This is a genomic window from Variovorax frigidus (assembly GCF_051216515.1).
Taxonomy (GTDB): Bacteria; Pseudomonadota; Gammaproteobacteria; order Burkholderiales; family Burkholderiaceae_C; genus Variovorax.
This window is the reverse complement of sequence record NZ_JBPJZF010000006.1, coordinates 512,936-538,550: the sequence shown is the minus strand read 5'-3', so window position 1 is coordinate 538,550 and position 25,615 is coordinate 512,936. Positions and strand designations below refer to the sequence as shown.

The 25,615-nt window shown below is 69.2% G+C and carries 20 protein-coding genes; 5 read left to right on the top strand and 15 right to left on the bottom strand.

What is annotated here, in order from left to right:
* The first annotated feature begins 157 nt into the window (after positions 1-157).
* Positions 158-1,066 (top strand): acyltransferase, encoded by a 909-nt coding sequence (locus ACSFBC_RS20580; RefSeq protein WP_435512206.1) that lies wholly within the window; start codon positions 158-160, stop codon positions 1,064-1,066.
* Here the strand turns inward: ACSFBC_RS20580 and ACSFBC_RS20575 are convergent.
* The 11 genes from ACSFBC_RS20575 to ACSFBC_RS20525 all read right to left on the bottom strand — a co-directional run bounded on the left by ACSFBC_RS20575 (position 1,063) and on the right by ACSFBC_RS20525 (position 15,309).
* A complete protein-coding gene (locus ACSFBC_RS20575) occupies positions 1,063-4,812 on the bottom strand; it encodes a molybdopterin cofactor-binding domain-containing protein (protein WP_435512205.1) in 3,750 nt (1,249 codons plus the stop codon). The genes ACSFBC_RS20580 and ACSFBC_RS20575 overlap by 4 nt on opposite strands.
* A gap of 181 nt (positions 4,813-4,993) precedes the next feature.
* On the bottom strand, positions 4,994-5,473 hold the full coding sequence (locus ACSFBC_RS20570) for a (2Fe-2S)-binding protein (protein ID WP_435512204.1): 480 nt from the start codon (positions 5,471-5,473) through the stop codon (positions 4,994-4,996).
* Positions 5,474-5,486: 13 nt separating this feature from the next.
* Positions 5,487-6,194 (bottom strand): bifunctional nicotinamidase/pyrazinamidase, encoded by a 708-nt coding sequence (gene pncA / locus ACSFBC_RS20565; RefSeq protein WP_435512203.1) that lies wholly within the window; start codon positions 6,192-6,194, stop codon positions 5,487-5,489.
* Between the two features lie 240 nt (positions 6,195-6,434).
* On the bottom strand, positions 6,435-7,169 hold the full coding sequence (locus ACSFBC_RS20560) for an ABC transporter ATP-binding protein (protein WP_435512202.1): 735 nt from the start codon (positions 7,167-7,169) through the stop codon (positions 6,435-6,437).
* 2 nt (positions 7,170-7,171) lie between these two features.
* Positions 7,172-7,969, bottom strand: coding sequence for an ABC transporter ATP-binding protein (locus ACSFBC_RS20555; RefSeq protein ID WP_435512201.1), 798 nt, complete (start codon positions 7,967-7,969; stop codon positions 7,172-7,174).
* Positions 7,970-8,057: 88 nt separating this feature from the next.
* Positions 8,058-9,980 carry an ABC transporter permease gene (locus ACSFBC_RS20550; RefSeq protein ID WP_435512200.1) on the bottom strand — a complete coding sequence of 641 codons (1,923 nt, stop codon included), beginning with the start codon at positions 9,978-9,980 and terminating at the stop codon, positions 8,058-8,060.
* 158 nt (positions 9,981-10,138) lie between these two features.
* Positions 10,139-11,344, bottom strand: a complete 1,206-nt coding sequence (locus ACSFBC_RS20545; protein ID WP_435512199.1) for an ABC transporter substrate-binding protein — start codon at positions 11,342-11,344, stop codon at positions 10,139-10,141.
* 152 nt (positions 11,345-11,496) lie between these two features.
* Positions 11,497-12,081 carry an amino acid synthesis family protein gene (locus ACSFBC_RS20540; RefSeq protein ID WP_435512198.1) on the bottom strand — a complete coding sequence of 195 codons (585 nt, stop codon included), beginning with the start codon at positions 12,079-12,081 and terminating at the stop codon, positions 11,497-11,499.
* A gap of 28 nt (positions 12,082-12,109) precedes the next feature.
* Positions 12,110-12,751, bottom strand: a complete 642-nt coding sequence (locus tag ACSFBC_RS20535; RefSeq protein ID WP_183029132.1) for an amino acid synthesis family protein — start codon at positions 12,749-12,751, stop codon at positions 12,110-12,112.
* Between the two features lie 22 nt (positions 12,752-12,773).
* The gene (locus ACSFBC_RS20530) at positions 12,774-13,673 is read right to left on the bottom strand and encodes a UPF0280 family protein (protein ID WP_435512197.1); all 900 of its coding nucleotides are present in this window, start codon (positions 13,671-13,673) and stop codon (positions 12,774-12,776) included.
* A gap of 13 nt (positions 13,674-13,686) precedes the next feature.
* Positions 13,687-15,309, bottom strand: a complete 1,623-nt coding sequence (locus ACSFBC_RS20525; protein WP_435512196.1) for a 6-hydroxynicotinate reductase — start codon at positions 15,307-15,309, stop codon at positions 13,687-13,689.
* A 292-nt stretch (positions 15,310-15,601) separates the two neighbouring features.
* Here ACSFBC_RS20525 and ACSFBC_RS20520 point away from each other — a divergent pair, with 292 nt between their 5' ends.
* From ACSFBC_RS20520 to ACSFBC_RS20510, 3 genes are all read left to right on the top strand, one after another.
* Positions 15,602-16,375: a ferredoxin--NADP reductase gene (locus tag ACSFBC_RS20520; RefSeq protein WP_435512195.1), complete on the top strand. Its 774-nt coding sequence runs from the start codon at positions 15,602-15,604 to the stop codon at positions 16,373-16,375.
* 166 nt (positions 16,376-16,541) lie between these two features.
* Positions 16,542-17,303: a TetR/AcrR family transcriptional regulator gene (locus tag ACSFBC_RS20515; RefSeq protein WP_435512194.1), complete on the top strand. Its 762-nt coding sequence runs from the start codon at positions 16,542-16,544 to the stop codon at positions 17,301-17,303.
* Entirely contained in the window at positions 17,249-18,436 is a 1,188-nt protein-coding gene (locus ACSFBC_RS20510; RefSeq protein WP_435512193.1) for an amidohydrolase family protein, read from the top strand. Before ACSFBC_RS20515 ends, ACSFBC_RS20510 begins: the two co-directional genes overlap by 55 nt.
* Before the next feature lie 16 nt (positions 18,437-18,452).
* Here ACSFBC_RS20510 and ACSFBC_RS20505 read toward each other — a convergent pair whose 3' ends face one another.
* Both ACSFBC_RS20505 and ACSFBC_RS20500 read right to left on the bottom strand, forming a co-directional pair.
* The gene (locus ACSFBC_RS20505; RefSeq protein ID WP_435512192.1) at positions 18,453-19,274 is read right to left on the bottom strand and encodes a zinc-ribbon domain-containing protein; all 822 of its coding nucleotides are present in this window, start codon (positions 19,272-19,274) and stop codon (positions 18,453-18,455) included.
* A gap of 113 nt (positions 19,275-19,387) precedes the next feature.
* A complete protein-coding gene (locus ACSFBC_RS20500; RefSeq protein ID WP_435512191.1) occupies positions 19,388-20,920 on the bottom strand; it encodes an MFS transporter in 1,533 nt (510 codons plus the stop codon).
* Positions 20,921-21,075: 155 nt separating this feature from the next.
* Here ACSFBC_RS20500 and ACSFBC_RS20495 point away from each other — a divergent pair, with 155 nt between their 5' ends.
* Complete coding sequence (locus tag ACSFBC_RS20495; RefSeq protein ID WP_435512190.1) at positions 21,076-21,999, top strand: LysR family transcriptional regulator; 924 nt, start codon at positions 21,076-21,078, stop codon at positions 21,997-21,999.
* Positions 22,000-22,043: 44 nt separating this feature from the next.
* On the opposite strand, the gene ACSFBC_RS20490 is transcribed toward ACSFBC_RS20495, so the two are convergent.
* Together ACSFBC_RS20490 and metH are read right to left on the bottom strand one after the other, a co-directional pair.
* On the bottom strand, positions 22,044-22,694 hold the full coding sequence (locus tag ACSFBC_RS20490) for a glycine zipper 2TM domain-containing protein (protein WP_435512189.1): 651 nt from the start codon (positions 22,692-22,694) through the stop codon (positions 22,044-22,046).
* Positions 22,695-22,845: 151 nt separating this feature from the next.
* Positions 22,846-25,608, bottom strand: coding sequence for a methionine synthase (gene metH / locus ACSFBC_RS20485; RefSeq protein ID WP_435512188.1), 2,763 nt, complete (start codon positions 25,606-25,608; stop codon positions 22,846-22,848).
* Positions 25,609-25,615 lie beyond the last annotated feature (7 nt).

Below are 25,615 nucleotides of genomic sequence, written 5' to 3'. Positions count from 1 at the left end.
CGTGCCGCGGGGTCTGCCACGATAACGCGTGCCTGCGGGCTTGTGAAACGAGGGGCTTTGGCGAAGGCGTTTGCGCTGCATCACCCCCGGCTTTCGCGCCATGCGCACAATCGACCCTTCTGCGCCCTCCGCACCTCTCTCTTCTGCACCGACACCCATGCTTGGATTCCTCCCCCCGTTCGTCCGCGGCGTCATCGCCGGCCTGCTGCTGGTGATCAACACGTTGTTCTGGTGTGCGCTGCTGCTGCTGCTCTCGCTGGTCAAGCTGCTGCTGCCCTTTGCCGCGGTGCGTCGCGGCATCGACCCGGTGCTCAACGCCATCGCCACCGCCTGGATCGCCTGCAACAGCGGCTGGATGCGGCTCACGCAGCGCACCACCTGGGACGTGCAGGGTGTCGACGGCCTGGCCTACCGTGGCTGGTACCTGGTGAATGCCAACCACCAGTCGTGGGTCGACATCTTCGTGCTGCAGCACACGATGAACCGGCGCATCCCGCTGCTCAAGTTCTTCCTCAAGCAGCAGCTGATCTACGTGCCGGTGATCGGCCTGGCCTGGTGGGCGCTGGATTTCCCCTTCATGAAGCGCCACTCGAAGGCCGACCTGCGCAAGAACCCCGCGCTGCGCGGCCAGGACCGCGAGACCACGCGCCGCGCTTGTGAGAAATTCGCGCTCGTGCCGACCAGCGTGATGAACTTCGCCGAGGGCACGCGCTTCACCGCCGCCAAGCACCAGAGCCAGTCCTCGCCCTACCGCCACCTGCTCAAGCCCAAGGCCGGCGCGCTGGCCCTGGCACTGGATGCGATGGGCGAGAAATTCCAGTCGCTGATCGACGTGACCATCGTCTACCCCGACGCCGTGCCCAGCTTCTGGGACTTCCTGTGCGGCCGCACGACGCGCATCGTGCTGCGCGCGCGCGAGGTGCCGATCCCGGCCGAACTGAGCCGGGGCGACTACGAAGCCGACTCCGCCTTCCGCGGCAGCTTCCACCGCTGGCTGGCCGACATCTGGGCCTTCAAGGATGCGCAGATCGAGGCGCTGCTCGCGTCCTTGAAGAACAAGCGCTAAGGCGCCGCGGCGGCGCGCACGCGCGCCACGTCCTTCGCCAGTTCGGACCAGGGCGCGGCCTGCGGCGCGAAGCGCGCGCGCATGTAGCCGGCCAGCTCGGCGATCTGCGCATCGTCGAGCGCGTCGCGGAAGGCCGGCATGAAGCCGATGTCCTTCGACGCCGGCTCGCGCACCCCGTCGAGGATGGTGCGCAGCAGGTTGTCGGGCCGGTCGCTCGTGAGCTTGCTGTTGAGGGCGAGCGGCGTGTTCACGCCCAGCAGCGTCGGGCCGTCGCCGTCGTGGTGGCAGGCCGCGCAGGCGTTGTCGAACAGGCGCTGCGGCGCGCCCAGCAGACGGCCCTTGTTGGCGGCCGCGGCCTGTACGGCCTGCGTGGCAAGCGCCTGCGGATCGGGCACCGCGGGGTTGAAGGAAGCGAGGTAGGTGCTCATCGCGCGGATGTCGGCATCGGGCACCTGGGCCAGCTCGCGCACCACCTCGGCCATCGGCCCGCCAGCGGCGCCGTGCGCAGGCGCATGGCCGTTGCGCAGGTAGCGGTAGAGCGATTCGGCATCCCAGGGCACGGCCGACTTGGAACGGCCGGTGAGCGCGGGCGCCTCCCAGCCGTCGGCCATCGCGCCCGACAGGAAGGCGCCGCCGCCCTGCTCCGCGCCCAGTGCATTGCGCGGCGTGTGGCAGGCGCCGCAATGGCCCAGGCCGTTGACCAGATAGGCGCCGCGGTTCCACTCGGCGCTCTGCGTGGCGACCGGTGCATAGGGCGCGGGATCGTGGAACAGCGCGTTCCAGCCGGCCATCAGCGGGCGCACGCTGTACGGAAACTTGAGATCGGACTTCGGCGTCGCCGCGACCACCGGCGGCAGCGACATGAAGTAGGCGTACAGCGCCTGCAGGTCGTCGTCGGTGGTCTTGGCGAAGGCGGTGTACGGGAAGGCCGGGTACAGGTGGTGGCCGTCGCGCGAGACGCCTTCGCGCATCGCGCGCTGGAAGGCGCTGAAGGACCAGCGGCCCAGGCCCGTTTCGGCGTCGGGCGTGAGGTTGGTGGTGTAGATCGTGCCGAAGGGCGTGTCCATCGCACGGCCTCCCGCGTTGGGCGTGCCGCCCGCGGCCGTGTGGCAGACCGCGCAGTCGCCCATGGCGGCCAGCACGCGGCCGCGCTCGATGGTGACGGCGCTGTAGACCGGCGCGGTGAGCGACACGGGCGCGATGGCGGAGCGCCAGCCCAGCAAGCCGGCGACGACGCCGAGGCCGCCGATCACGAGGGCGGCGCCAGTGGCCCAGACGCCTTTGCGCTGGGGCCAGGGTGCATCGGTCTTGCTCCTTCCCCCCTTGGGGGAAGGCTGGGATGGGGGCTGCAGCGCCTCGCCTTGCCCAGGCCGCGTGCCCCCACCCCCGCCCTCCCCCGGAGGGGGAGGGAGTGAAGCCCGGTTCAATGCGGCCAGCACCGTCTCCGGCGTGAACGGCGGCGACCGAAAACGCACACCCGTCGCATCGAAGATCGCGTTCGCGATCGCGGCCGTGCCCGGCACCGAAGACGATTCGCCCGCGCCCAGCGGCGCCTCGCCCTGGCGCGGCATGTGCATCACTTCGATCACCGGCACCTGGCGGAAATTGAGGATCGGGTAGCCGCCCCACTCGCGATTCGCGACCACGCCCGATGCGGGCCGGCCCGCCATGACCTCGCCCGCGGGCGCGCCGCCGGCCTGTTGCGGCGCGAAGCGCACCTCCTCCATCAGCGCGCGGCTGGTGGTCTGGATCACGTTGCCGTGGATCTGGTGCTCGACGCCCGCGGGGTTGACCATCATCCCGGCGTCGTGGCCCACCACCACGCGGCGAACGTGCACCTCGCCGGTCACGCGGTTGACCTCCACGTCGGCCACCCAGGCGGCCCAGGCCGCGCCGAAGCCCGGCCACTTGCTGTGGATGTAGCGTGCGTAGGCGAAGCCCTGGCCGAACAGGATGTCGCCGCCCTCCCCGAGCCCGCCATCGGAATTTTCCTGCGGCCCGGTGCGCATGCGCCAGCCGGCCTTCTGCGCCGTGGCCTGCACCAACTCGACGGCGCGCGGGTCGTGCAGGTGGCGCAGCCGAAACTGCACCGGGTCGACGCCGGCCGCGGTCGCGAGTTCGTCGATGTACGACTCGTGCGCGAAGGAACTGGGCAGCGCCGACACGCCGCGCAGCCACGAGGCGCGCACGATCGGCGCCATGTCGTTGACCTTCACCCGCAGGTTGTCGACCGTGTAGGGCGGGCGCGCAGTGCGGTCGCCCATCTCGTAGGCCTGCGCCACCGGCTCGACCGTGCGCGTGAGCAAGAGCGCCAGCGTGGGCGCGCCGTTCGACGGGTACGAGGTCTCGAAGTCGTAGGCGGCGATGCCCCCCTCGGCATCGAGGCCACCGTTGACCTCCATCAGCTGCGCGGCACCCTTGGGCTCCCACGCGTGTTCCTGCTCGCGCGAGAGTTGCACGCGCACCGGCGCGCCGACCGCGCGCGCCAGCAGCGCGGCATCGGCCGCCACGTCGTCGGCGCCGTTGCGGCCATAGCAGCCCGCGGCTTCCATCCGCACCACGTCGATCTGCAGGTCCTGCAGGTCCATGAGCTTGGCGAGATCGGCGCGCAGCACATGCGGACTCTGCGAGCCCGCCCACACCCGGAGCATGAAGCCGTCGGCCGCGTCCGCGCACCAGTCGGCCAGCGCACACGAGGGCCCGATCGACGCATGCATCTGGTAGGGCCACACATAGGTGCGGCGCATCGGCTGCGCGGCGCGCGCGAGGGCGCCGTCGACATCGCCGTCGTCGACCAACAGGCGCTGCGTCGAGGGGTTGTCGCGCAGCGCCTGCGCCACGTCCGACAGGTCGGGCATGCCGGGCCAGGCCTTCCAGCGCACGCGCAGTTCGCGCATCGCCTGCTCGGCATGCTCCTCGCGCTCGGCCACCACGCCGACGAAGTCGCGCAGCACCACCACCGCGCGGATGCCGGGGATGTGCGCGATCGAGTCTTCGTCCACCGACTCCAGCGTGTTGCCGATGTAATCGCCGTGGTCGGCGCCCGCATAGGGTGGCCGCACCACGCGGCCGTGCAGCATGCCGGGCACGCGCATGTCGTGCACGAACACCAGTTCGCCCGCGAGCTTGGCCGGGATGTCGACGCGCGATTGCCGCGTGCCGACCAGCTTGTAGTCGGCCGCGTTCTTGAGCGGCGCGTGGAGGTCGAGCGTGAGCACGGTGCGCTGGCCCGCGACCAGCGCGCCGATCGGCAGGCGCTGCGCCGCGTCGGCCTTCAGGCTCAGCACGCCATCTTCGATTTGCAGCGCGTCGACCGCCACGCCGAAGTGCGCGGCCGCGCGCGCCAGCAGCCAGCCGCGCGCCTGCGCCGCGGCGGCGCGCAGGGGCACCGCATGGATCTGGATCGAGGCGCTCGCGATGGTTCCGCCCTGGTTGGGTGCACGCGCCGTGTCGCCCAGCACCATGTTCAATGCATCGAGCGGCACGTCGAGTTCTTCGGCCGCGATCTGCGCGAGCGCGGTGCGGATGCCCGTGCCCAGGTCGACGTGGCCGTTGAGTGCGGTGACGCTGCCGTCGTCCCAGACCGCGATCAGGATCTCGTCGCCCTCGGCCGGGTTGCCCGCGACCGCGATCGGCTGACCCTTGGCAGGCGCCATCGGCGGCGGCGTGGGCCGGCTCACGACCAGCACGCCCTCGGCCGAGAGGAAGTCGCCACGGGTGTGCGGAAGATCGGCGCGGCGCGTCATTGGGTTTTCTCTCGGAGGGAGAGGACGCAACGCCGGGGAATGACTCCCTCTCCCCTTGGGGAGAGGGTTGGGGTGAGGGCCGGCGGCGATGGCAGCGGCCGTGCTTGCTCCAAGGCCGATGCCCTCACCCTCTCCCAGAGGGAGAGGGGACAAGACCTCGGGAGGGAGCAACGCGATCGGCTCATGGGTTGACCTGTGCGCGCATGCGCACCGCCGCACGCTGCACCGCATCGAGAATCTCGATGTGCGTCCCGCAACGGCACAGGTTCCCCGACAGCTCGCTGCGAATGCGCGCCTCGCTCGCCTGCGGATCGCGCGCCAGCAGCGCCGCCGCCTGCATGACCATGCCGTTCAGGCAGTAGCCGCACTGCGCGGCCTGCGCGTCTTCGAACGCGGCCTGCACCGGGTGCCAGTTGCCCCGCGACCCCAGCCCTTCGAGGGTAGTGACTGCGCGGCCCGCCACACCATGCGCCGGAATCACGCAGCTGCGCGCCGCCACGCCATCGACCCACACGGTGCAGGCGCCGCACTGCCCGAGTCCGCAGCCGTACTTCGGCCCGTTGAGGCCGAGTTCGTTGCGCAGCACGTGGAGCAGGGTCGCCTCGTGCGACACGGCCAGCGTGGTCGCGCGCGAGTTGACGACGAGGGCGAGTTCGACCAACGCAGCGCCTGGCCTAGCCGATGTCTGCCGACTGGATGCGCTTCACGCCCTTGGACGCCATCTGCTTCCAGGCCGCGGCCAGCGAACCGTTGAGGTCGATGCCGCGCGTGGCGTCCTCGATCACGTAGGCCTCGAAGCCCGCCTTGCGTGCATCCATCGCGGTCCAGGCGACGCAGAAGTCGGTGGCCAGGCCGGTGACGAACACGGTCTTGATGCCGCGCGCCTTGAGGTAGCCGGCCAGGCCGGTCGCGGTCTTGTGGTCGGCTTCCTCGAAGGCCGAGTAGCTGTCCATGTCCTTGTGGAAGCCCTTGCGGATGATCAGCTGCGCGGTCGGCACCTTGAGCTCCTTGCCCAGCGCAGCGTCGTTGGTGCCCTGCACGCAGTGGTCGGGCCACAGCACCTGCGTGCCGTAGTTGAGCTTCGTGGTCTCGAAGGGCTTCTTGCCCGAGTAGGTGCTCGCGAAGGAGGCATGCCCCGCGGTGTGCCAGTCCTGCGTGACGACGATGTTCTCGAACGACGGCGCCAGCGCATTGATCACCGGGATCACCTCGTTGCCGCCCTTGACCGCGAGCGTTCCGCCCTCGAGGAAGCAGTTCTGCACATCGACCACGATCAGCGCGGCCTTGCCGCCCGGCTTGACCTTGCCCGCGGCGAAGAGCTGCGGCGACAGCGCGACCAGCCCGAGGGCGGCGCCGGCTTGGAGAACGGTTCTGCGGTGCATGGTGAGGCTCCTGTGCAAGTTGTGAGGAAGGAACGATCTGGCTCTATCCAGGAACGCCGCGGAACCGGCTTTGCCGGGCCGCTGGTGTTGCCCCCTGGAAGGGGGTTGGCGTAGCGACACGAAGTGCGCGAAGACTGGGGGTGAGCTCAGTGACACCGCGGAACCGGCTTTGCCGGGCCGCTGGTGTTGCCCCCTGGAAGGGGGTTGGCGTAGCGACACGAAGTGCGCGAAGACTGGGGGTCATACCGACAAATAGGCGCGGCGCACTTCGTCGTTGGCCGCCAGTTCGGCCATCGTCGCCTGGTAGCGGATCTGGCCCTTCTCGAGCACATAGGCCCGGTCGGACACCAGCTCGGCGAAGTGCATGTTCTGCTCCGACAGCAGGATGCTCACGCCCTGCGCCTTGAGCTCGAGGATCATGTTGGCCATCTGCTCGACGATCACCGGCGCCACGCCTTCGGAGGGCTCGTCGAGCAGCACCAGGTAGGGGTTGCCCATCAGCGTGCGCGCGACCGTGAGCATCTGCTGCTCGCCGCCGCTCATGCGGCCGCCGGGACGGTGGGGCATCTCGCCCAGGTTGGGGAACAGCTTGAACAGCCGCTCGGGCGTCCACACGGGCGCGGCGCTGCCGTCGTTCCAGCGGCGTTCGGGCTGGCGGCCGACCTCGAGGTTCTCCATCACCGTCAGGTCGGTGAACACGCGCCGGTCTTCGGGCACGAAGCCCAGGCCCATGCGTGCCGCGACATGCGGCTCGCTCTTCGAGATGTCCTGGCCGAGGAAGCTCACGCTGCCCTTGCGCTTGCTCAGCATGCCGATCAGCGTCTTGAGCGTGGTCGACTTGCCCGCGCCGTTGCGGCCCATGAGCGCGACCACCTCGCCGCGCCGCACCTCGAGGTCGACGTCGTAGAGGATCTGTGCGGCGCCGTACCAGGCGCACAGGGACTTCGCCGACAGCAGTGTTTCGTGCGTGCTCATGGTCAGGCTCCTGCCGCCGCATTGACTTGCGCGGCCTTCTCTGCGATTTTTTCGAATGTCTTGCCGCTGCCGAAGTACACCTCCTGCACCTTCGGATGGTCGCGGATCTCCAGCGGCTTGCCCTGCGCGATGAGCCGGCCGCGGGCCAGCACGATCATGCGGTCGGCATAGGCGAACACCACGTCCATGCTGTGCTCGGTGAAGAGCACGGCCATGCCGCGCTGGATCACCAGCTCCTTGGTCAGCGCCATCAGCGAATTGCGTTCCTTCGGCGCCATGCCCGCGGTGGGCTCGTCCATCAGCAGCAGCTTGGGTGCGTTGGCCATGGCGATGGCCAGCTCGACGCGCTTGACGTCGCCATAGGCCAGCTCGCTGCAGGGCCGGTCGGCCTGGCTTTTCATGCCGACCTGCTCGAGCAGCGCCAGCGCGTCCTCGCGCCGGTGGTCGGCCGCGCGCCGCCACATCGAGAACAGCTTGCCGTCGTGCGAGAGCAGCGCCATCTGCACGTTCTCGACCACGGTCAGCGAGGCGAAGGTCTCGGCGATCTGGAAGGTGCGGCCCACGCCCATGCGCCAGATCTCGCGCGGCTTCAGGCCCACGAGTTCCTGGCCCCCGAGCCTGATCGAACCCTGGTCGGCCTTGAGCTGGCCGTTGACCATGTTGAAGGTCGTGGACTTGCCCGCGCCGTTGGGGCCGATCAGCGCCAGCAGTTCGCCGGGCGCGAGGTCGAAGCTGATGCCGTCGACGGCCTTGACGCCGCCGAAGGACTTGCCCAGGTTGGTGACTTGCAGAAGGGTCATCGGGAATCTCATTGGGAATCGGTGCGCGCACGGGCGCAGGGCAAGGCGCCCGGAGCGGCGACGGCGTGGAAAGAAAGCCCCCTGACCTTCACGCCTTCACCTCTCCGAGCGCCGGTGCTTCGGCCTTGGCGCTCTTGCGCCGGCGGTCGACCATCTGCTTGATCGAGCCCGCGATCCCCTGCGGGAACAGCAGCACGAGCAGCAGGATGATCGCGCCGAGCATCGCGCGCCAGTAGTCGGTGTTGCGGGCCACGGTGTCGTGCAGCCAGGTGAAGGTCACCGCGCCCACGACCGGGCCGGCCAGCGTCTGGATGCCGCCCAGCAGCACCATCACCAGGCCGTCGACCGACTTGCCGACCGCCATCGATTCGGGCGAAATGCTGCCTTTCGAGAATGCGTAGAGCGCACCGGCCAGGCCGGCCACCGTGCCCGCCACCACGAAGGCGGCCCACTGCATGCGTTTGACGTCGATGCCGATGGCATCGGCGCGCAGCACCGAGTCGCGGCCCGCGCGCAGCGCATAGCCGAAAGGCGAGAACAGCACGCGGCGCAGCCACCACACGCCGCCGCCCACCAGCGCCAGCGTGACCCAGTAGTAGACGCGCTTGTCCGACAGCCATTCCGAAGGCCAGACGCCGGTCAGACCGTTGCTGCCGCCGGTGAAGCTGTCCCACTGGTAGGTCACGGCCCAGGTGATCTGCGCGAAGGCCAACGTGAGCATGGCCAGGTACACGCCCGACAGGCGCACGGCGAACCAGCCGTAGACGAAGGCGCCCAGCGCGGCGATCAGCGGCGCGGCCACCAGCGCGAGCTCCATCGGCATGCCGCTGGAACGCACCAGCAGCGCCGCGGCGTAGGCCCCGAGGCCGAAGTAGGCCGCGTGGCCGAAGGAATGCATGCCGGCCGGACCCATGATGAAGTGCAGGCTTGCAGCGAACAGCGCGGCGATCAGCAGGTCGATCATCAGCACCACGGTGTAGGGCGCGTTGGCCGTGAGCAGCGGCACCGCCGCCAGCACCAGCGCGAACAGCGCGGCGCCGATCACGTAGCCGCGGCTCGCACGCCGCAGCGGTTCTTCCTGCATGCCCACGTAGCGGCTGGGCGCCTGCGCCCGGCCCATCAGGCCCCAGGGGCGCCACACCAGCACCACGGCCATCACGAGGAAGTCGACCACCAGCGTGAGCTTGGAAAACGAGATCGCGAAGCCGAAGATGTCGACCACGCCGAGCCAGATGCAGATCGCCTTGAGTTCCGCGATCAGCAAGGCCGCCACATAGGCGCCGGGCAGCGAGCCCATGCCGCCCACCACCACCACCACGAAGGCGGCGCCGATGGTGTTCAGGTCCATCTCCAGCGTCGCGGGTTCGCGCGGCAGCTGCAGCGCGCCACCCAGGCCGGCCAGCAGCGCGCCGAGCGCGAACACCGCGGTGAAGAGCCAGGCCTGGTTCACGCCCAGCGCGCTGACCATCTCGCGGTCCTGCGTGGCCGCACGCACCAGCGTGCCGAAGCGGGTGCGCGTGAGCAGCAGCCACACCAGGCCCAGCACGACCGGGCCGACCACGATCAGGAACAGGTCGTAGGAAGGGAACTGCCGGCCCAGGATTTCGACCGAGCCCCGCAGGCCGGGCGCGCGCGGGCCCAGCAGCTCGTCGGGGCCCCAGAGCCAGAGCACCGCGTCCTTGATGACCAGCACCAGCGCGAAGGTGGCCAGCAGTTGGAAGAGTTCGGGCGCCTTGTAGATGCGGCGCAGCAGCAGCACCTCGATCAGCGCACCCAGCACGCCCACCACCACGGCGGCGAGCAAGAGAGCCGGCCAGAAGCCCAGGCTGCCGCCCAGCTTCTCGACCAGCGTGTAGGCCACATAGATGCCCACCATGAAGAAGGAGCCGTGCGCGAAATTGACGATGCGCGTCACACCGAAGATCAGCGAAAGACCGGCCGCCACGAGGAACAGCGAGGAGGCACCGGCCAACCCGTTGAGCAACTGAACGACAAAACCAGAGAGACTCATCGGGGATCCTTGGGAGACGCTTTATTCATTTCGTAGGGGCCGCCGCACGCGGCCGCCCGAAGCGGCCGGCCCGCCCCCGGTCGGGGGTTGGCGCGCGCGACACCCTTCGACGAGCTCAGGACGGGCCAAGGTGCGCGCAGCCTGGGGGCGAGCAACAGTCACTCGGCAGGGCGCATCTTCTTGACCTCTTCGTCCGAGGGTTGGAACTTGGCACCGTCGAGGTACACGTAGTCGACCATCACGCCCTTGCCGTTCTGGTTCTTGGTCTTGCCGACGTAGGCGCCCATGGTGGACTGGTTGTCCTGCGGGCGGTAGCTGAACTTGCCGAAGGGGCTGTCGACCTGCAGGCCCTTGAAGGCGGCGATCAGCTTCTCGGTGTCGGTGCTGCCGGCCTTCTTGATGCCGACCGCGAGCGAGTGGATCGCGCTGTAGCCGACCACCGAGCCCAGGCGCGGGTAGTCCTTGAACTTGGCCTGGTAGGCATCGGCGAAGGCCTTGTGCTCGGGCGTCTTGAGCGAATCCCACGGGTAGCCGGTCACGATCCAGCCGTTGGGTGCTTCGTCCTTGAGCGGATCGAGGTACTCGGGCTCGCCGGTCAGCACGCTGACCACTTCACGGCCCTTGAACAGGCCGCGCGTGTTGCCTTCGCGCACGAACTTCGACAGGTCGGCACCGAACAGCACGTTGAAGATCGCGTCGGGCTTGGCATCGGCCAGCGCCTGCGCCACGCTGCCCGCGTCGACCTTGCCCAGCGGCGGGGCCTGCTCGGCGACGAACTCGACGTCGGGCTGCACGGCCTTGAGCAGCTGCTTGAAGGTCGCGACCGACGACTGTCCGTACTCGTAGTTGGGGTAGACCACGGCCCAGCGCTTCTTCTTGAGCTTGGCGGCCTCGGGCACCAGCATCGCGACCTGCATGTAGGTCGAGGGGCGCAGGCGGTAGGTGTAGCGGTTGCCGTTGCTCCAGACGATCTTGTCGGTCAGCGGCTCGGCGGCCAGGTAGAAGAACTTCTTCTGCTTGGCGAAGTCGGTCAGCGCCAGGCCGGTGTTCGACAGGAAGGCGCCGGTCAGCACGTCGACCTTCTCGCGCGAGACCAGCTCCTCGGCCACGCGCACCGCGTCGCCGGGGTTGGCGTTGTCGTCGCGGCTGATGAGCTCGAGCTTCTTGCCGTTGACGCCGCCCGCGGCATTGATCTCGTCGATCGCGAGTTCCATGCCCTTCTTGTAGGGCTCGAGGAAGGCCGGTTGCGCCTTGTAGCTGTTGATCTCGCCGATCTTGATCACGCCCTGCGCATGCGCGGGAACGAGGGCGGTGGCGAGCGTGGCGACGGCGGCCGCGCTGAAGACATGACGCAATGGGTTCATCGGGAAACTCCTAAGTGGTCGAAGGAAAAACAAAACAGTTCGGTGTTGCATTGGCCAGAGACACCGCGGAACCGGCTTTGCCGGGCCGCTGGTGTCGCCCCCTGCAGGGGGTTGGCGGAGCGACACGCAGTGCGCGCAGACTGGGGGTGGGCCTATCTCAAGCCGTCTTGGCCTTTGATTTCGGAATGCTGCAGCCCGCCGATGCGCGGCAGCGGACGGCCGCTGTCGGTCACGGCCACGGCCACCACGATCTCGTTGGCGCGCGGCGCGTCGGACACGCGCGCCTCGATCGCGTCGAAGTGGCTGCGCACGAAGGCCGCATCCTTGTGGCCCAGCGGCACGTCGATGGCGGTGCCCAGCGTGCCGCGCTTCTTGGCCGAAGGCACGAGCGCGGCGCCCTTCTCGACCGCCACGCGCAGCGGCGCGCCCAGCTTGGGATGCAGGATTGCAGCCGCATGCTCGAGCTCGCCGGCCTCGCCCACGATCGCAGCCTTACCGTAGCTCTGGGCGTCGGCGGGCGCGATGCCCAGCGCAGCCACGGCCTTCTGGCCCAGCAGCGCACCGAGTTCTTCGCCGATGGCGATCAGTTCGTCGAGGTTTTCGCTGTAGCGGCCCGCGTAAGGGTTCTCGATCACGGCGATGGCGACGGCACGGCGCGTGGGCGGCGTGACGTCCTGGCCCATTTCCTTGCGGGTCTCGTCGACCTGGATGACGAGCTTGCGGATGTTGGCGGTCATGTCTTGATCTTCCTTGGTTGTCTCGGGCTCAGCGCAGGCCGTCCCACTTGGAAATGTTCTCGGCCAGCAGGCCGCCGACGCGCGCATGGATGCGGTAGCCCGTGCTCATCGCGAGGATGAAGACGATCTCGTCGGCCGCGGGCGCGCCGGGCACGCGCACCTCGATGGCGTCGAACTGGCCGCGCACATAACTGGCGTTGATGTTGGTCAGCGGCACGTCGAGCGTGGCGCCGGGCGGGCCCACCTTCTTGGTCGAAGGGACGATCGACAGCGCGTTGCCGGGCTGGCCGCTCTTGTCCTCGGCCTTGCCCGCGGTGTAGGCCGCGCGGTCGCCCTTCCAGCCGAGCAGCTCGCGCATCGCGTAGCCGCCGGGCACGTGCCACAGCGCGCCATGCTCGAGCTCGCCCGCGGCGCCGACGATGGCGCCCTTGCCGTAGGTGGCTATGGCTTCGAGCGGCACGTCCATGGCGGCGTGCAGCCGGTGCGCCATGTCCACGCCCACCGGGTCGAGCAGCGCCATCATCGGCAGGATGTCCGGCTCGTAGCGGCCGGCGAAAGGATTGGTCATCACCACGCCGATGGCGCCACGCACCAGCGGCGTTGCGGCGCGCGGGCCGAACTCGTGGTGGATGTGCTCGACATGGGTGAAGACGCGACGGATATCGATCATGGAATGAAGGCCTGTCTTTTCATTAAGCAAATACTGAACCAACCGCATCGCCCGGCACGTTGGCGCCGATGGAGCATAAGGGTTCGACCTGGCGCCATTGCCCCTGACAAACCAGCACCGCGGCCCAGATGCGGCCCTGCTGTTGCAGCACGTGTGCACGGCGCGCGCCCGCATCGAGTGCACGGCGCACCGAGTCGGGCGACAACGGCGGCACTTCGACCGTGACCGGGAGGTCGCCGAGGTCGCTGTCGTCCTTGCAGTCGCGCGCCGGCAACCGCCGGATCGCGGCATCGTCGACGTCCACCGCGTTGGCGATCACCGTGGCCGCGGCATCGGCCTGCGAAGCGGTGGCGGCCAGCACCGTCACGCTGTCGGCGATGCCCAGCGAAAAACTCCGGCCGCGCCAGCCGCTGGTGGCGACGCCGCGCACCGGCTGCCCGGCCTGGATCTCGAACTGGCCGTCGGTCGTGAGCGGCCCTGCATCGCGCACATCGAAGCGCGCCAGGTCCGCGAACAGCCCGACGCGCGCCGAGCGCCCCGGCGCCAGGTGCAGCGCGATGTCGCCGCCGTTGTTGACCCAGGCGCGTTCGATGCCGGGTCGCCGATAGCAGGCGACGATCTCCTCGGCCACGGCGCCCGCAACCGCGGCCATGGGCGTGATGAAGCTTTCGCCGAACGGTGCGCAGGCCTGCCACATGCGTTGCGCGACCGGGCCCTGCAGCAGGCAGTGCACACCGACCGGCGCACGCAGCGCGGGCAGCTCGCGCACCAGCTCGGCCAGCAGCGGCTCGAAGCGCGCCCAGGCCGCCGCATGCGCGTCGGTCACGGCCGCGACCTTTCCCGCGGCCTCGATCAGCAGATCGATCGGTCCGTGCTGGAAATGCCAACGCTGGGCGTCGAGCTGGCGGCGTTCGGCGTGCATGGAATGGCCTGCGTCAGCCCAGCATCGGCGACTGGCCCAGCGGCCACGGATTCGCATCGTCGATGCGCACCCACTGCCGCGCGGTCGGTGCGCCGTCGTCCTGCCAGGCGCCGCGCGCCAGCGCTTCCTGCAGCGGGAACACGTGCGCGACATGGCCGCCCAGCGCCGCGTAGTCTTCGAGCCGCATGCTGAATTCGATGGGTGCGACGATGGCTGGCGTGGGCACGGTGCCGAAGCTGTTGTCGGGCATGCGCATGACGTCGACCATCACCGTGATGCCGCCGCCCGGCCACACATAGGCCGGCGCACCGCCGCAGGTCACGTTGACCAGCGCGCGCTTGATGGCGCGCGTGAGCAGCACCGGGTTCTCGGTCACGCCCGCGCGCAGGCTGCCGCCCGCGCCGCCGAGGAACAGCACGGTGCACAGCGAGGGCTCGCAGTTCTCGCCGATGCGCTCGACGATGCGTTTGACTTCGGGCGGCATCGGCTGCTCGACGGGCTTGAGCGCTTCGTCGAGCACGTACCACTGCGCGTGCTCGCCGGTGGTCGAGGTCATGAGCAGGCGCAGGCCGGGCTTGGCCACGCCCTCTTCCCAGCCCTCGATGATCGCGAGCGGATCGGCGATGTCGGTGCCGCCCCAGCCGTCGCCGGGGTTGGCCACCTGGAAGTAGCGCCCGGGGGTGGACTTGCGGCCCAGCATCCTGATGCCCGACTCGGGCATGTCGAGGCAGCGCCCGGCCTGGTGCTGCGTGAGCACGCCGGTGATGTGGTCGTCGACCACCACCACCTCGTCGGCCACGCCCGCGAACTGGCGCGCGAAGATGCCGACCGCGGCCGAGCCGCAGCCCACGCGCATGCGCTGCTCTTCCACGCCGTTGACGATGGGCGCCTTGCCGGCCTGGATGACGAGGCTGGAGCCGCCATCGATGGTGCACTCGACCGGTTTCTTGTTGCCCAGCAGCTGCATCAGCTCGGCCGTCATCCGGCCTTCCTTCTTGCTGCCGCCGGTGAGGTGGTGCACGCCGCCCAGCGAGAGCATCTGCGAGCCGTACTCGGCCGTGGTGACGTGGCCCACGACCTCGCCCTTGTAGCGGACGTTGGCCTGCTCGGCGCCGAGGAAGCGGTCGGTGTCGATCTTCACCTTGAAGCTGCAGTAGCTGAAGATGCCTTCGGTCACGACCGTGACCATGTCGACGCCCTGCGCCTTCGAGCCGACGATGAAGGGCGCGGGCTTGTAGTCGGGGTAGGTGGTGGACGAGCCCACGCCGGTCACGAAGACCTCGTCGGCATGCAGCAGGTCGCCGTTCCAGTCGGCCTCGGCACCTTCGGCGCCTTCCGCGGCAGGCTCGGCGCCTTCGCGGGCAAAGGGCACCAGCGCGGGCGACGGGCTCTGGAGTTCGCGCCGCAGCAGCACGACCGGGTCGACGCGCACCAGCACGCCCGCGCGGTTGGCGTAACGGTCGCAGGCGCCGGTGCGGCCCTCCGAGATCTGGCACAGCACCGGGCAGGCGTTGCACTCCACTTTCGCGACGCTCATCTTTTCGCTGCGCGGCGGCGCCTTGCCGAAGCCCGCGGTATCGGCGGCCGTGGGAACGTCCATGCCCGGCAGGCCGTCCGTCTTGGTGTGTTCAGTCATCGTGGCATCTCTCTTGAAGCGTCCTGCAGCACGTGCAACAAACATGCCGGTTCCACGCTTGTGCGCAATTTGTCATTTGTGTAGCATCCACTCCACTTTCATGTGGTGTTCACTACATTGGACGCATGAAATGTACCCATCCGGCCCGATGCTTGCATGGGTGTTTTCCTGGGTTCCCCGGCATGGTGTGCGGTGAACGACAATCGGGCGGAGCCCGCCGGTTGACGCTGCCAGCCAGGTACAGCAAGCCTTCGTCGCCTGCCATTTCGTCCACTTTTTTTCGAGTCATCCCATGAGTGCATTCAGCGAAGAACGCGTCCTCTCGGTTCACCACTGGACCGACCGCCTGTTCACCTTCACGACCACGCGCGACCCCGCGCTGCGCTTCTCCAACGGCCACTTCACCATGATCGGCCTCAAGGTGAACAACAAGCCGCTGCTGCGCGCCTACAGCATCGCCAGCGCCAACTACGAGGAGTACCTCGAGTTCCTGAGCATCAAGGTCGACGAGGGCCCGCTGACCTCGAAGCTGCAGCACATCCAGGTCGGCGACACGATCATCGTGGGCCGCAAGCCTACCGGCACGCTTCTGATCGACTACACGCTGCCGGGCAAGCGCCTGTACCTGTTCGGCACCGGCACGGGGCTGGCCCCCTTCATGAGCATCATCCGCGACCCGGAAACGTACGAGAAGTTCGAGAAGGTCATCCTGGTGCACGGCGTGCGCCAGATCGACGAACTGGCCTACCACGACCTGGTGAGCGACCACCTGCCCAAGCACGAGATCCTCGGCGAGATGATCGAGAAGCAGCTGCTCTACTACCCGACCGTGACGCGCGAGGAATTCCGCAACATGGGCCGCATCACCGAGTTGGTCGAGAGCGGCAAGCTCACCGACGACCTCGGCCTGCCGCCGATCAACGCCGCCGAAGACCGCGTGATGCTGTGCGGCAGCCCGGGCATGCTGGTCGACCTCAAGCACATGCTCGAAGGCCGCGGCTTCAAGGAAGGCAACACCTCGACGCCCGGCGATTTCGTCGTCGAACGCGCCTTCGCCGAGAAATGATCCCCCCCGTGCCGCTGCGCGGCTCCCCCCCAGGGGGGCACATCCTGCGGTCTGGCGAAGCCAGTCCCGCGGATGTCGCTGGCATGGCTCGCTCCGCGGCCGTCGGCGCAGTCGGCACGCATGTGCTGCCGGCGCTGGCCCCCGCGTGCCCGCACCGACGCACGGCATGAGCACCCGCAAGCCCGCCGCCAAGCCCCAGCGCAAGACCGGCGTGCGCGAAGCAGCAGCCCAGGCCACGCGCGATGCGATCCTCAAGGCGGCCACCAAGGTGTTCGCCCGCTACGGTTACGACGGCGGCAGCGTCGAGAAGATCTCGAAGGCCGCCAAGTCCTACGACCGGATGATCTACTACTACTTCGGCAGCAAGGAAGGCCTCTTCATTGCGGTGCTCGAAGGCATCTACCGGCGCATGGACGAGGCCGAGGCGGCGATCGACCTCGACACCTCGCGCCCGGTCGAGGCGCTGACGACGGTGATCCACTTCGTGCTGGGCTACTACCGCAAGAACCCCGAGTTCGTCACGCTGCTCAACACCGAGAACCTGCACAAAGGTCGGCACATCGCGAAGTCGCTGCGGGCCAGCGAGTACTCGTCGCGCGCGGTCGCGATCGTGCGTGAACTGCTCGCCAGTGGTGCATCGCAGGGCCTGTTCCGCACCGACCTGGCGGCCCGCGACGTCTACCTGCTGATCGCGGCCACCGGCTATTTCTACACGTCGAACCGGCACACGCTGACGACCTTCCTCGGCGAGCCGCTCGAGACGCCGGAGGCGGTCGCGCACTGGGAGGACTTCGTCGTCGAGACCGTACTGCGCACCGTGCGCGCGGACGAGAACGAGAACTCAGAAACTACCCCACCCCACGAGGAACTGACATGGCAGAAATCGCAGCCGGCGCAAAGTCGGGCAAGGTCGTCATCAAGAACATAGGCTTGCTGCTCTCGGGCGACATCGACAAGCCGATCCTGGACGCCGACACCATCGTGGTGAACGACGGCCTGATCGTCGCGGTCGGCAAGGAGAAGGACTGCGACCTCGAGGGCGCGAAGACCGTCATCGACTGCCGCCAGACCACCGTCGCGCCCGGCCTGATCGACAGCCACGTGCACCCGGTGTTCGGCGACTGGACGCCACGCCAGAGCCAGTTGGGCTGGATCGACTCGTCGATGAACGGCGGCGTCACCACCATGATCTCGGCCGGCGAAGTGCACCTGCCGGGACGCCCCAAGGACATCGTCGGCCTCAAGGCCCTGGCCATCACCGCGCAGCGTGCCTACGACAACTTCCGCCCCAGCGGCGTGAAGGTGCTGGCCGGCGCGCCCGTGATCGAGAAGGGCATGGTCGAGAGCGACTTCAAGGAACTGGCCGAGGCCGGCGTGAGCCTGCTGGGCGAAGTGGGCCTGGGCACGGTCAAGGCCGGCTACGAGGCCAAGGAGATGGTGGCGTGGGCGCGCAAGTACGGCATCCAGAGCACCATCCACACGGGCGGCCCCTCGGTGCCGGGCTCGGGCTACATCGACAAGGACGTGGTGCTCGAGGCCGATGCCGACGTCATTGGCCACATCAACGGCGGCCACACCTCGCTGCCCGAAGCGCATGTGTGCGAGCTGTGCGAGAAGTCGTCGCGCGCGATCGAGATCGTGCACAACGGCAACGAGAAGACCGCCATCGCCGCGGCCCGCGCCGCGATCGAGCTCAAGTGCCCGCACCGCGTGATCCTGGGCACCGACGGCCCGGCCGGCTCGGGCGTGCAGCCGCTGGGCATCCTGCGCATGGTGTCCTTCATCACGGCCTTCGCCAACATCCCGGCCGAGCAGGTGTTCTGCTTCGCGACCGGCAACACCGCGCGCATCCGCAACCTCAACTGCGGCCTGATCGAAGTGGGACGCGACGCCGACTTCGTGTTCATGGACCGCGCCCAGCATTCGCCCGCACCGGGGCTGCTGGAGAGCGTGGCGCTGGGCGACATCCCGGGCGTGGGCATGGTGATGATCGACGGCATCGTGCGCAGCGGCCGCAGCCGCAACACGCCGCCGGCGACCGAAGTGCCGGTGGTGCTGTAACGCCTACCCACCGGGCCTACCGGCCGCGCGCGCCGGGCGTCGAGAAGTCGTAACGCGGCCCAGGCCCGTCCACCACGGGCGGCCCTGGATCGACCGACCGCGCCGGGCCGCCCGAGACTGCCGGCGCGGCGTCGCTCATGCCGGGGCCAGGCCCCGGCACGATCGGCGGCCCGGCATCCCGGTAAGCCGGCGAAGACGTCATCGACGGCTCGCGCGAAGGTTCGACCCATGCACCGGGAGCAGCCACGCGCGCATCGGCGGCCCCCTCGACCGGCGCCTGCGGCACACGCGCAGGCCGGCGCTGCGGCGCCCCCGATGCCTTGGTCGGTGGCGTGTAGGGGAACACATCGGAAGGCGGGACCGCGGCGGTCGTCGCTGCAGGGGCTGCGGAAGGGGCTGCGGAAGGGGCAGCGGACGGCGCTGTCGATGGCACGGTGGCGGCTGGCGGGGGTGGTGGTGGCGGCGCGATCGTCGAGACCTCGGACGATGCCGTGCCCTGCCCGGTCGGCACCTGCGCCGGGACCTTGCTGCCCGTCAGCATGTACAGCGCCCAAGCGATGAAGGCCAGCATGACGACCAACCCGGCAATGCAGAGCTTGAACCAGAAAGCGCTGGCGTCCACGCCCTGCGCGGGAAGCTCGCCCGGCCGCGAATCCACGGCGCGCGGCGCATCGTGCCGGCCTTCGGGTGACGCGATCGTGGCGCCGGGCACCGCGGCAGCTCCGATCGAGGGCTCGGCGCCCAGGCGCGCGGCGCATGCCGCGCAGAACCGTGCACTGGCGGGGTTGCGCTTCCCGCATTCCTGGCAGACCGTCGTCGAGAACCTTTGGCTGAGCATGCACAGAACTTTGCATCAGAACGGCGGCCTCGGGCAGCCCGCGCGACCTCGTGACGTTTCCACATGTCACAGCGTGCGCCTGCACGGGCATGGCGCGACCTGCCGGGGCGCGTTCAGAAGGCGCGAGGTTCCGATGCCAACGCCGATGCCTCGGCCGCGACCGGCCGCGCCTCGTCCCGCAGAAAGGCGAACACCGCCAGCGCCGTCAGCACGGTCACGGCCGCCAGCACGCAGAGCAGCGTCGCGAAGGCCGCGCCGTAGGCCTGCAGCAGCTCGGCACGACCCAGCCCTGGCAACAGCGCCAGGGCCTGTGCCAGGTCACCGGTCGTCACGCGCTGCGCGGCCTGCGAGGCGGCTTGCGCGGTGTGGCCCGACAAGTGCCCCAGCTGCCGCGCCACCAGCGCCGTCAGCCCCGCGCCGACCAGCGCCAGCGCGATGCCCTCCCCGGCCACGCGCACGGTGTTGAAGATGCCCGAAGCCATGCCGGCGCGTTCGCGCGGCACCACGCTCACGGCCAGGCCGTCCATCAGGCCCCAGGGCAGGCCGATGCCCGCGCCGATCAGCAACAGCGGCCCCACCATGCCGTGCAGCGGCGTGCCCGGCGCGCAGCGGCTGAGCCAGAACAGCCCCGCCGCGCACCCCAGCAGGCCCAACGCCGACAGCGCGCCGGCCGGGTAGCGCTGCGCCAGCCACGCGGCCAGCGTCGGCACCACCAGGATCGGCCCCGACAGCGCGAACATGAAGCCGCCCGCCTCCAGCGCGCTGCGCCCTTCGAGCCCGATGAAGCGCAGCGGAAGCAGCACCAGCAGCACCACGAAACCATAGGCGGGCGCCGCGGCCAGCAGCTGCACGCCGACGAAACGCGGGAAGCGGAACAGCGACAGGTCGAGCATCGGATGCGCGACGCGCCGCTCGATGGCGACGAACACCGCGCCCATCAGCGCCGCAGCGGCCAACGCACCGAGCACCCAGGGACTGCCCCAGCCGCTGTCGGGCGCCTGCAGCACGCCCAGCGTGAGCAGGCTCAGCGCCGCGGTGAAGCTCAGCGCGCCGGGCAGGTCCAGCCCCTGGGCCTGCGGGTTGCGCGATTCGCGCATGCCGGGCGCGGCGATGCACAGCGCGAGCAGGCTGACCGCGCCCGGGCTCAGCATCACGGCCTGCCAGCCGAAGGTCTGGGCCAGCCAGCCCGAGAGGATCGCGCCGCAGGACAGGCCCACGCCGAAGGAGGTGCCAATGAGGCTGAAGGCCCGCGTGCGCGCCGGGCCGTCGAACACCTGCGCCAGCGCGGCCGTGCCGGCCGCGAAGCCGGCGGCCGAGCCCAGCCCCTGCAGCGCGCGCACCAGGTCGAAGGCCACGATGCCCGGCGCCCAGGTCAGCAGCGCGCAGCTCAGCGCCACCACGGCCAAGCCCAGCAGGAAGACCCGCTTGCGCCCGAAGGCATCGGCCAGCGCGCCGGCCGCCAGCAGCGTGGCGCCGAAGCTCAGCATGAAGGCATTGGTGACCCAGTTGAGCTGCACCGGGCTGCCGCCCAGCGCCGCATGGATCGCGGGCAGCACCACCGCGGGGCCGGTGAAGCTCAGCGGCATGCCCAATGCCGCGAGGCAGACGGCGGCCAGTAGCCAGTTCTTGGAGACGGAGGGAGACATCGCAGAGGCTTTCAGGCGGGAAGGGAGGCAGGTCGACAACGCCGACCGGGGCGTGGGGAGAAGATAGAAAGGATTCAATGCGATGAAAATAGCCGCCAGACTCCTCACACCCCCAACCTCAGGTTGCCAATCCCACCCCATCCATCCATCCATCCATGGACAGCTTCAGCGGACTCGAATCCTTCGTGCGGGCGGCCGACCTGCTGAGCTTTGCGGGCGCCGGCCGGCACCTGGGCATCTCGGCCTCGGCCGTGGGCAAGAACGTGGCGCGGCTCGAAGCGCAACTGGGCCTGCGCCTGTTCCACCGCACCACGCGCCAGGTGCGGCTCACGACGGAAGGCGCGTTGTTCCATGCGCGCTGCCGCCGCATCCTCGACGAGCTCGACGATGCGCGCGCGATGATGCAGGACGCCGTGGCCACGCCGCGCGGCCATCTGCGCGTGAGCCTGCCGACCATCGGCTACCGTTTTCTGCTGCCGGTGCTGCCGGACTTCAAGCTGCGCTACCCGGAGATCGAGCTCGACCTCGACTTCAACGACCGGCTGGTCGACGTGATCGCCGAGAACGTCGACGTGGCGATCCGCAGCGGCGAGCTGGCCGACTCCGGCCTCGTGGCGCGCCGGCTGGGTCCGTTCAACTTCGTGCTGGTGGCCTCGCCCGCCTACCTCGCGCGGGCCGGCGTGCCGCAGACACCGGCCGACCTCGCGCATCACCTCTGCCTGCGCTACAAGTTCGTGACCGACGGCCGGATCGAGGAATGGGACCTGCCCGGCCTGCCCGTGCAGCTGCCGCTGGCCCTGGCGACAAACAACATGGAAGCCATGCTCGGCGCGGCGGTGGCCGGCCTGGGCGTGGCCTACATGCCCGACTTCCTCGCGCGCGACGCGCTGGGCCGCGGCGAGCTGCAATGCGTGCTGGCGTCGCACGTGGTGCGCCAGGGCCAGTTCTCGGCGCTCTGGGCATCGAGCCGGCAGTTGTCGCCCAAGGTTCGGGCCTTCGTCGACTTCGCGAGCGAGCGGCTGTTCAAAGAAGCCGATGCGGTTTCGCGGATGTCGTCATCACCTCGCGCGACCGGATGAAGGCGCCCCGACTGCGCAAGGCTGCGGTACGACGCTGAGCCGGCTCAGGTGCGCCCGTCGGCCGGCCGCAGCACCTGCCCCTTGAGCGTGACCGGCTTGCCGATGGGCGGCGCGGTGCGGGTCTCGACCGTGCGCAGCGAACCGTTGTCCATGCGCACGCGCACCTGATAGAAGGTTTCGGTGCGGACGCGCTTCTCGACCACGTGGCCCGCATAGCCGCCGCCGACCGCGCCGATCACGGTGGCGGCGGTGCGTCCGCCGCCATGACCGAACTGGTTGCCGACCACGCCGCCCAGCACACCGCCGGCCACCGCGCCCACGCCCGTCGCGGGCGCCGCGCGCTTCACGACCTGAACGGATTCGACGCGACCGCACACGGTGCAGACCGGCGCGGCGGGACGCGTGGCGGCGGGGGCGCCGCTGCCGGCCACGGCCGTCGGTGCGGCGACCTGCGCGGCCGGCGCCGGCGCACGCACGGGCTCCGGCGCGGTGCTGGCCGCAGGCGGTATCGCGGCCACCGGTGCGGGCGGCGGCGTGCCATCGTCCGGCGCGTGCAGCGGTTGCGTGGCGGCCGTCGGCGGGGCACCGGCGTTGCGGCTTCCCTGCTGGTAAAGCAGTGTGCCGCCGAGCGCCGCAACGGCAACGGCCAAGGCGCCGATCACGCCCCACAAGGCCTTGGGCGAACTGGAACGCACGGGTGTCTCAGGGACGGAGGGGGAGGAAGAAAAGCTGTCCATCGCTTGTGTCCTTTGGCTGTGCGCCGCTGTCTGCGCGACAGCGCCAGCATGGACGCGCCCGCATGCGCCGCGCGTCAGCCGGCGCTTGCAAGCCCCGTCGGAACAAGGCTCAGAGATTCGGCGCGAGCAAGCGCTCGAGTTCGCTTTCGGGCTGGCCGCGGCGCGCGGCCTGGTCGGCCAGCTGGTCGTGGCCGATCTTGCCGACGTTGAAGTAGACGGCCTGCGGATGGCTCAGCTGGAAGCCGCTCACGCTGGCGGCCGGCGTCATCGCCAGGCTCTCGGTCAGCGTCATGCCGATGTCGGCGCATTGCATCACGTCGAACATCGCGCGCTTGACGCTGTGGTCGGGGCATGCCGGGTAGCCGGGCGCGGGGCGGATGCCGCGGTACTTCTCCGCGATCATGTCCTCGTTGCTCAGCGCCTCGTCGGCCGCATAGCCCCAGAGGTCGGTGCGCACGCGGTGGTGCAGCGATTCGGCGAAGGCCTCGGCCAGCCGGTCGGCCAGGGCCTTGAGCATGATGGCCGAGTAGTCGTCGAGGTCGTCGACGAAGTACTTTTCCTTCTTCTCCACGCCCAGGCCCGCGGTCACGGCGAACATGCCGACGTAGTCTTTCAGGCCGCTTTCCTTGGGCGCGACGAAGTCGGCCAGGCAGCGGCTCGGGCGCATCACGCCGTCGATGACCTGCTTCTCGGTCTGCTGGCGCATGCCGTACCAGGTGAGCGCGACTTCGCTGCGGGTCTCGTCGGTGTAAAGCTCGATGTCGTCGTCGTTGACCGTGTTGGCCGGCCAGAAGCCGACGATGCCGCTCGCGCTGAGCCAACGGCCCTCGATCAGGCGTTGGAGCATGCGCTTCGCGTCCGCATACACACGTACCGCTTCGGTGCCCACCACCTCGTCTTTCAGGATCGCGGGGAAGGGCCCGGCCAGGTCCCAGGTCTGGAAGAACGGACCCCAGTCGATGTACTTCGCGAGCTCGGTCAGGTCGAAGTTCTTGAACAGGCGCCGGCCGATGAACTTGGGCACGGGCGGCGTGTAGTTCGACCAGTCGATCGGCGTCTTGTTGGCGCGCACCTTGGCCAGCGGCCACAGCGGCACCTGCTTCTTGTTGGCGTGCTGGTGGCGCACCTTGTCGTAGTCGGCGTTGAGCTCGTCGATGTACTTCGCGGCCTGGTCGGACAGCAGCGACTGCGCCACGCTCACGCTGCGCGAGGCGTCGGGCACATAGACCACCGGACCTTCGTAGTGCGGCGCGATCTTCACCGCCGTGTGCACGCGGCTGGTGGTGGCGCCGCCGATCATCAGCGGGATCTTCTTGATGCGGAAATGGTCGTCGCGCTGCATCTCGCCGGCCACGTACTGCATCTCTTCCAGGCTCGGCGTGATCAGGCCCGACAGGCCCACGATGTCGGCGCCCTCGACCTTGGCGCGCGCCAGGATCTCGTGGCACGGGACCATCACGCCCATGTTCACGACTTCGAAGTTGTTGCACTGGAGCACGACCGTGACGATGTTCTTGCCGATGTCGTGCACATCGCCCTTGACGGTGGCGATGATGATCTTGCCCTTGGTGCGCACGTCGCGGCCGGCCGCTTCGTCGCGCAGCTTTTCTTCCTCGATGTAGGGCAGCAGATGGGCCACCGCCTGCTTCATCACGCGGGCCGACTTCACCACCTGCGGCAGGAACATCTTGCCGGCGCCGAACAGGTCGCCGACCACGTTCATGCCGTCCATCAGCGGGCCTTCGATCACGTGCAGCGGGCGGCCGCCCTTGGCGAGGATCTGCTGGTAGGCCTCTTCGGTGTCGTCGACGATGAAGTCGGTGATGCCGTGCACCAGCGCATGGCTCAGGCGCGCGCCGACCGTGACGGGCGCCTCGGGCGTGCCGCGCCAGTCGTTGCGCTTGCTCTCGTCCTTGGCGCCGCTCCTGGCGGTCTCGGCGACTTCGACGAGGCGCTCGCCCGCATCGGGGCGGCGGTTGAGGATCACGTCTTCCACGCGCTCGCGCAGTACCGGCTCGAGGTCGTCGTAGACGCCGACCATGCCGGCGTTGACGATGCCCATGTCCATACCGGCCTTGATCGCGTGGTACAGGAACACGGTGTGGATGGCCTCGCGCACCGGGTCGTTGCCGCGGAAGCTGAAGCTCACGTTCGACACGCCGCCCGACACCTTCGCGCCGGGCAGGTTCTGCTTGATCCAGCGCGTGGCCTCGATGAAGTCGACCGCGTAGTTGTTGTGTTCCTCGATGCCGGTGGCGACCGCGAAGATGTTCGGGTCGAAGATGATGTCCTCGGCCGGGAAGTCGATCTCGTCGACCAGGATGCGGTAGGCGCGCTCGCAGATCTCGACCTTGCGCTCGTAGGTGTCGGCCTGGCCCTTCTCGTCGAAGGCCATCACGACCGCGGCGGCGCCGTAGCGGCGCAGCAGCTTGGCATGGTGGCGGAACTGGTCTTCGCCTTCCTTCATGCTGATCGAGTTGACGATGCCCTTGCCCTGGATGCAGCGCAGGCCGGCCTCGATCACCTCCCATTTGGAGCTGTCGACCATGATCGGCACGCGCGCGATGTCGGGTTCCGACGCGATCAGGTTGAGGAAGCGGACCATCGCGGCCTTGCTGTCGAGCATGGCCTCGTCCATGTTGATGTCGATCACCTGCGCGCCGTTCTCGACCTGCTGGCGCGCGACGGCCAGGGCCTCCTCGAACTGGCCGTTGAGGATCATCCGCGCGAAGGCCTTGGAGCCGGTGACGTTGGTGCGCTCGCCGATGTTGACGAACAGCGTGCCATCACCGATCAGCACGGGCTCGAGGCCCGACAGTTTCATCGGGGAAACGGTTTCGGCGGCAGCGACGGACGGGGAAGAAGCGGACATGGAACTC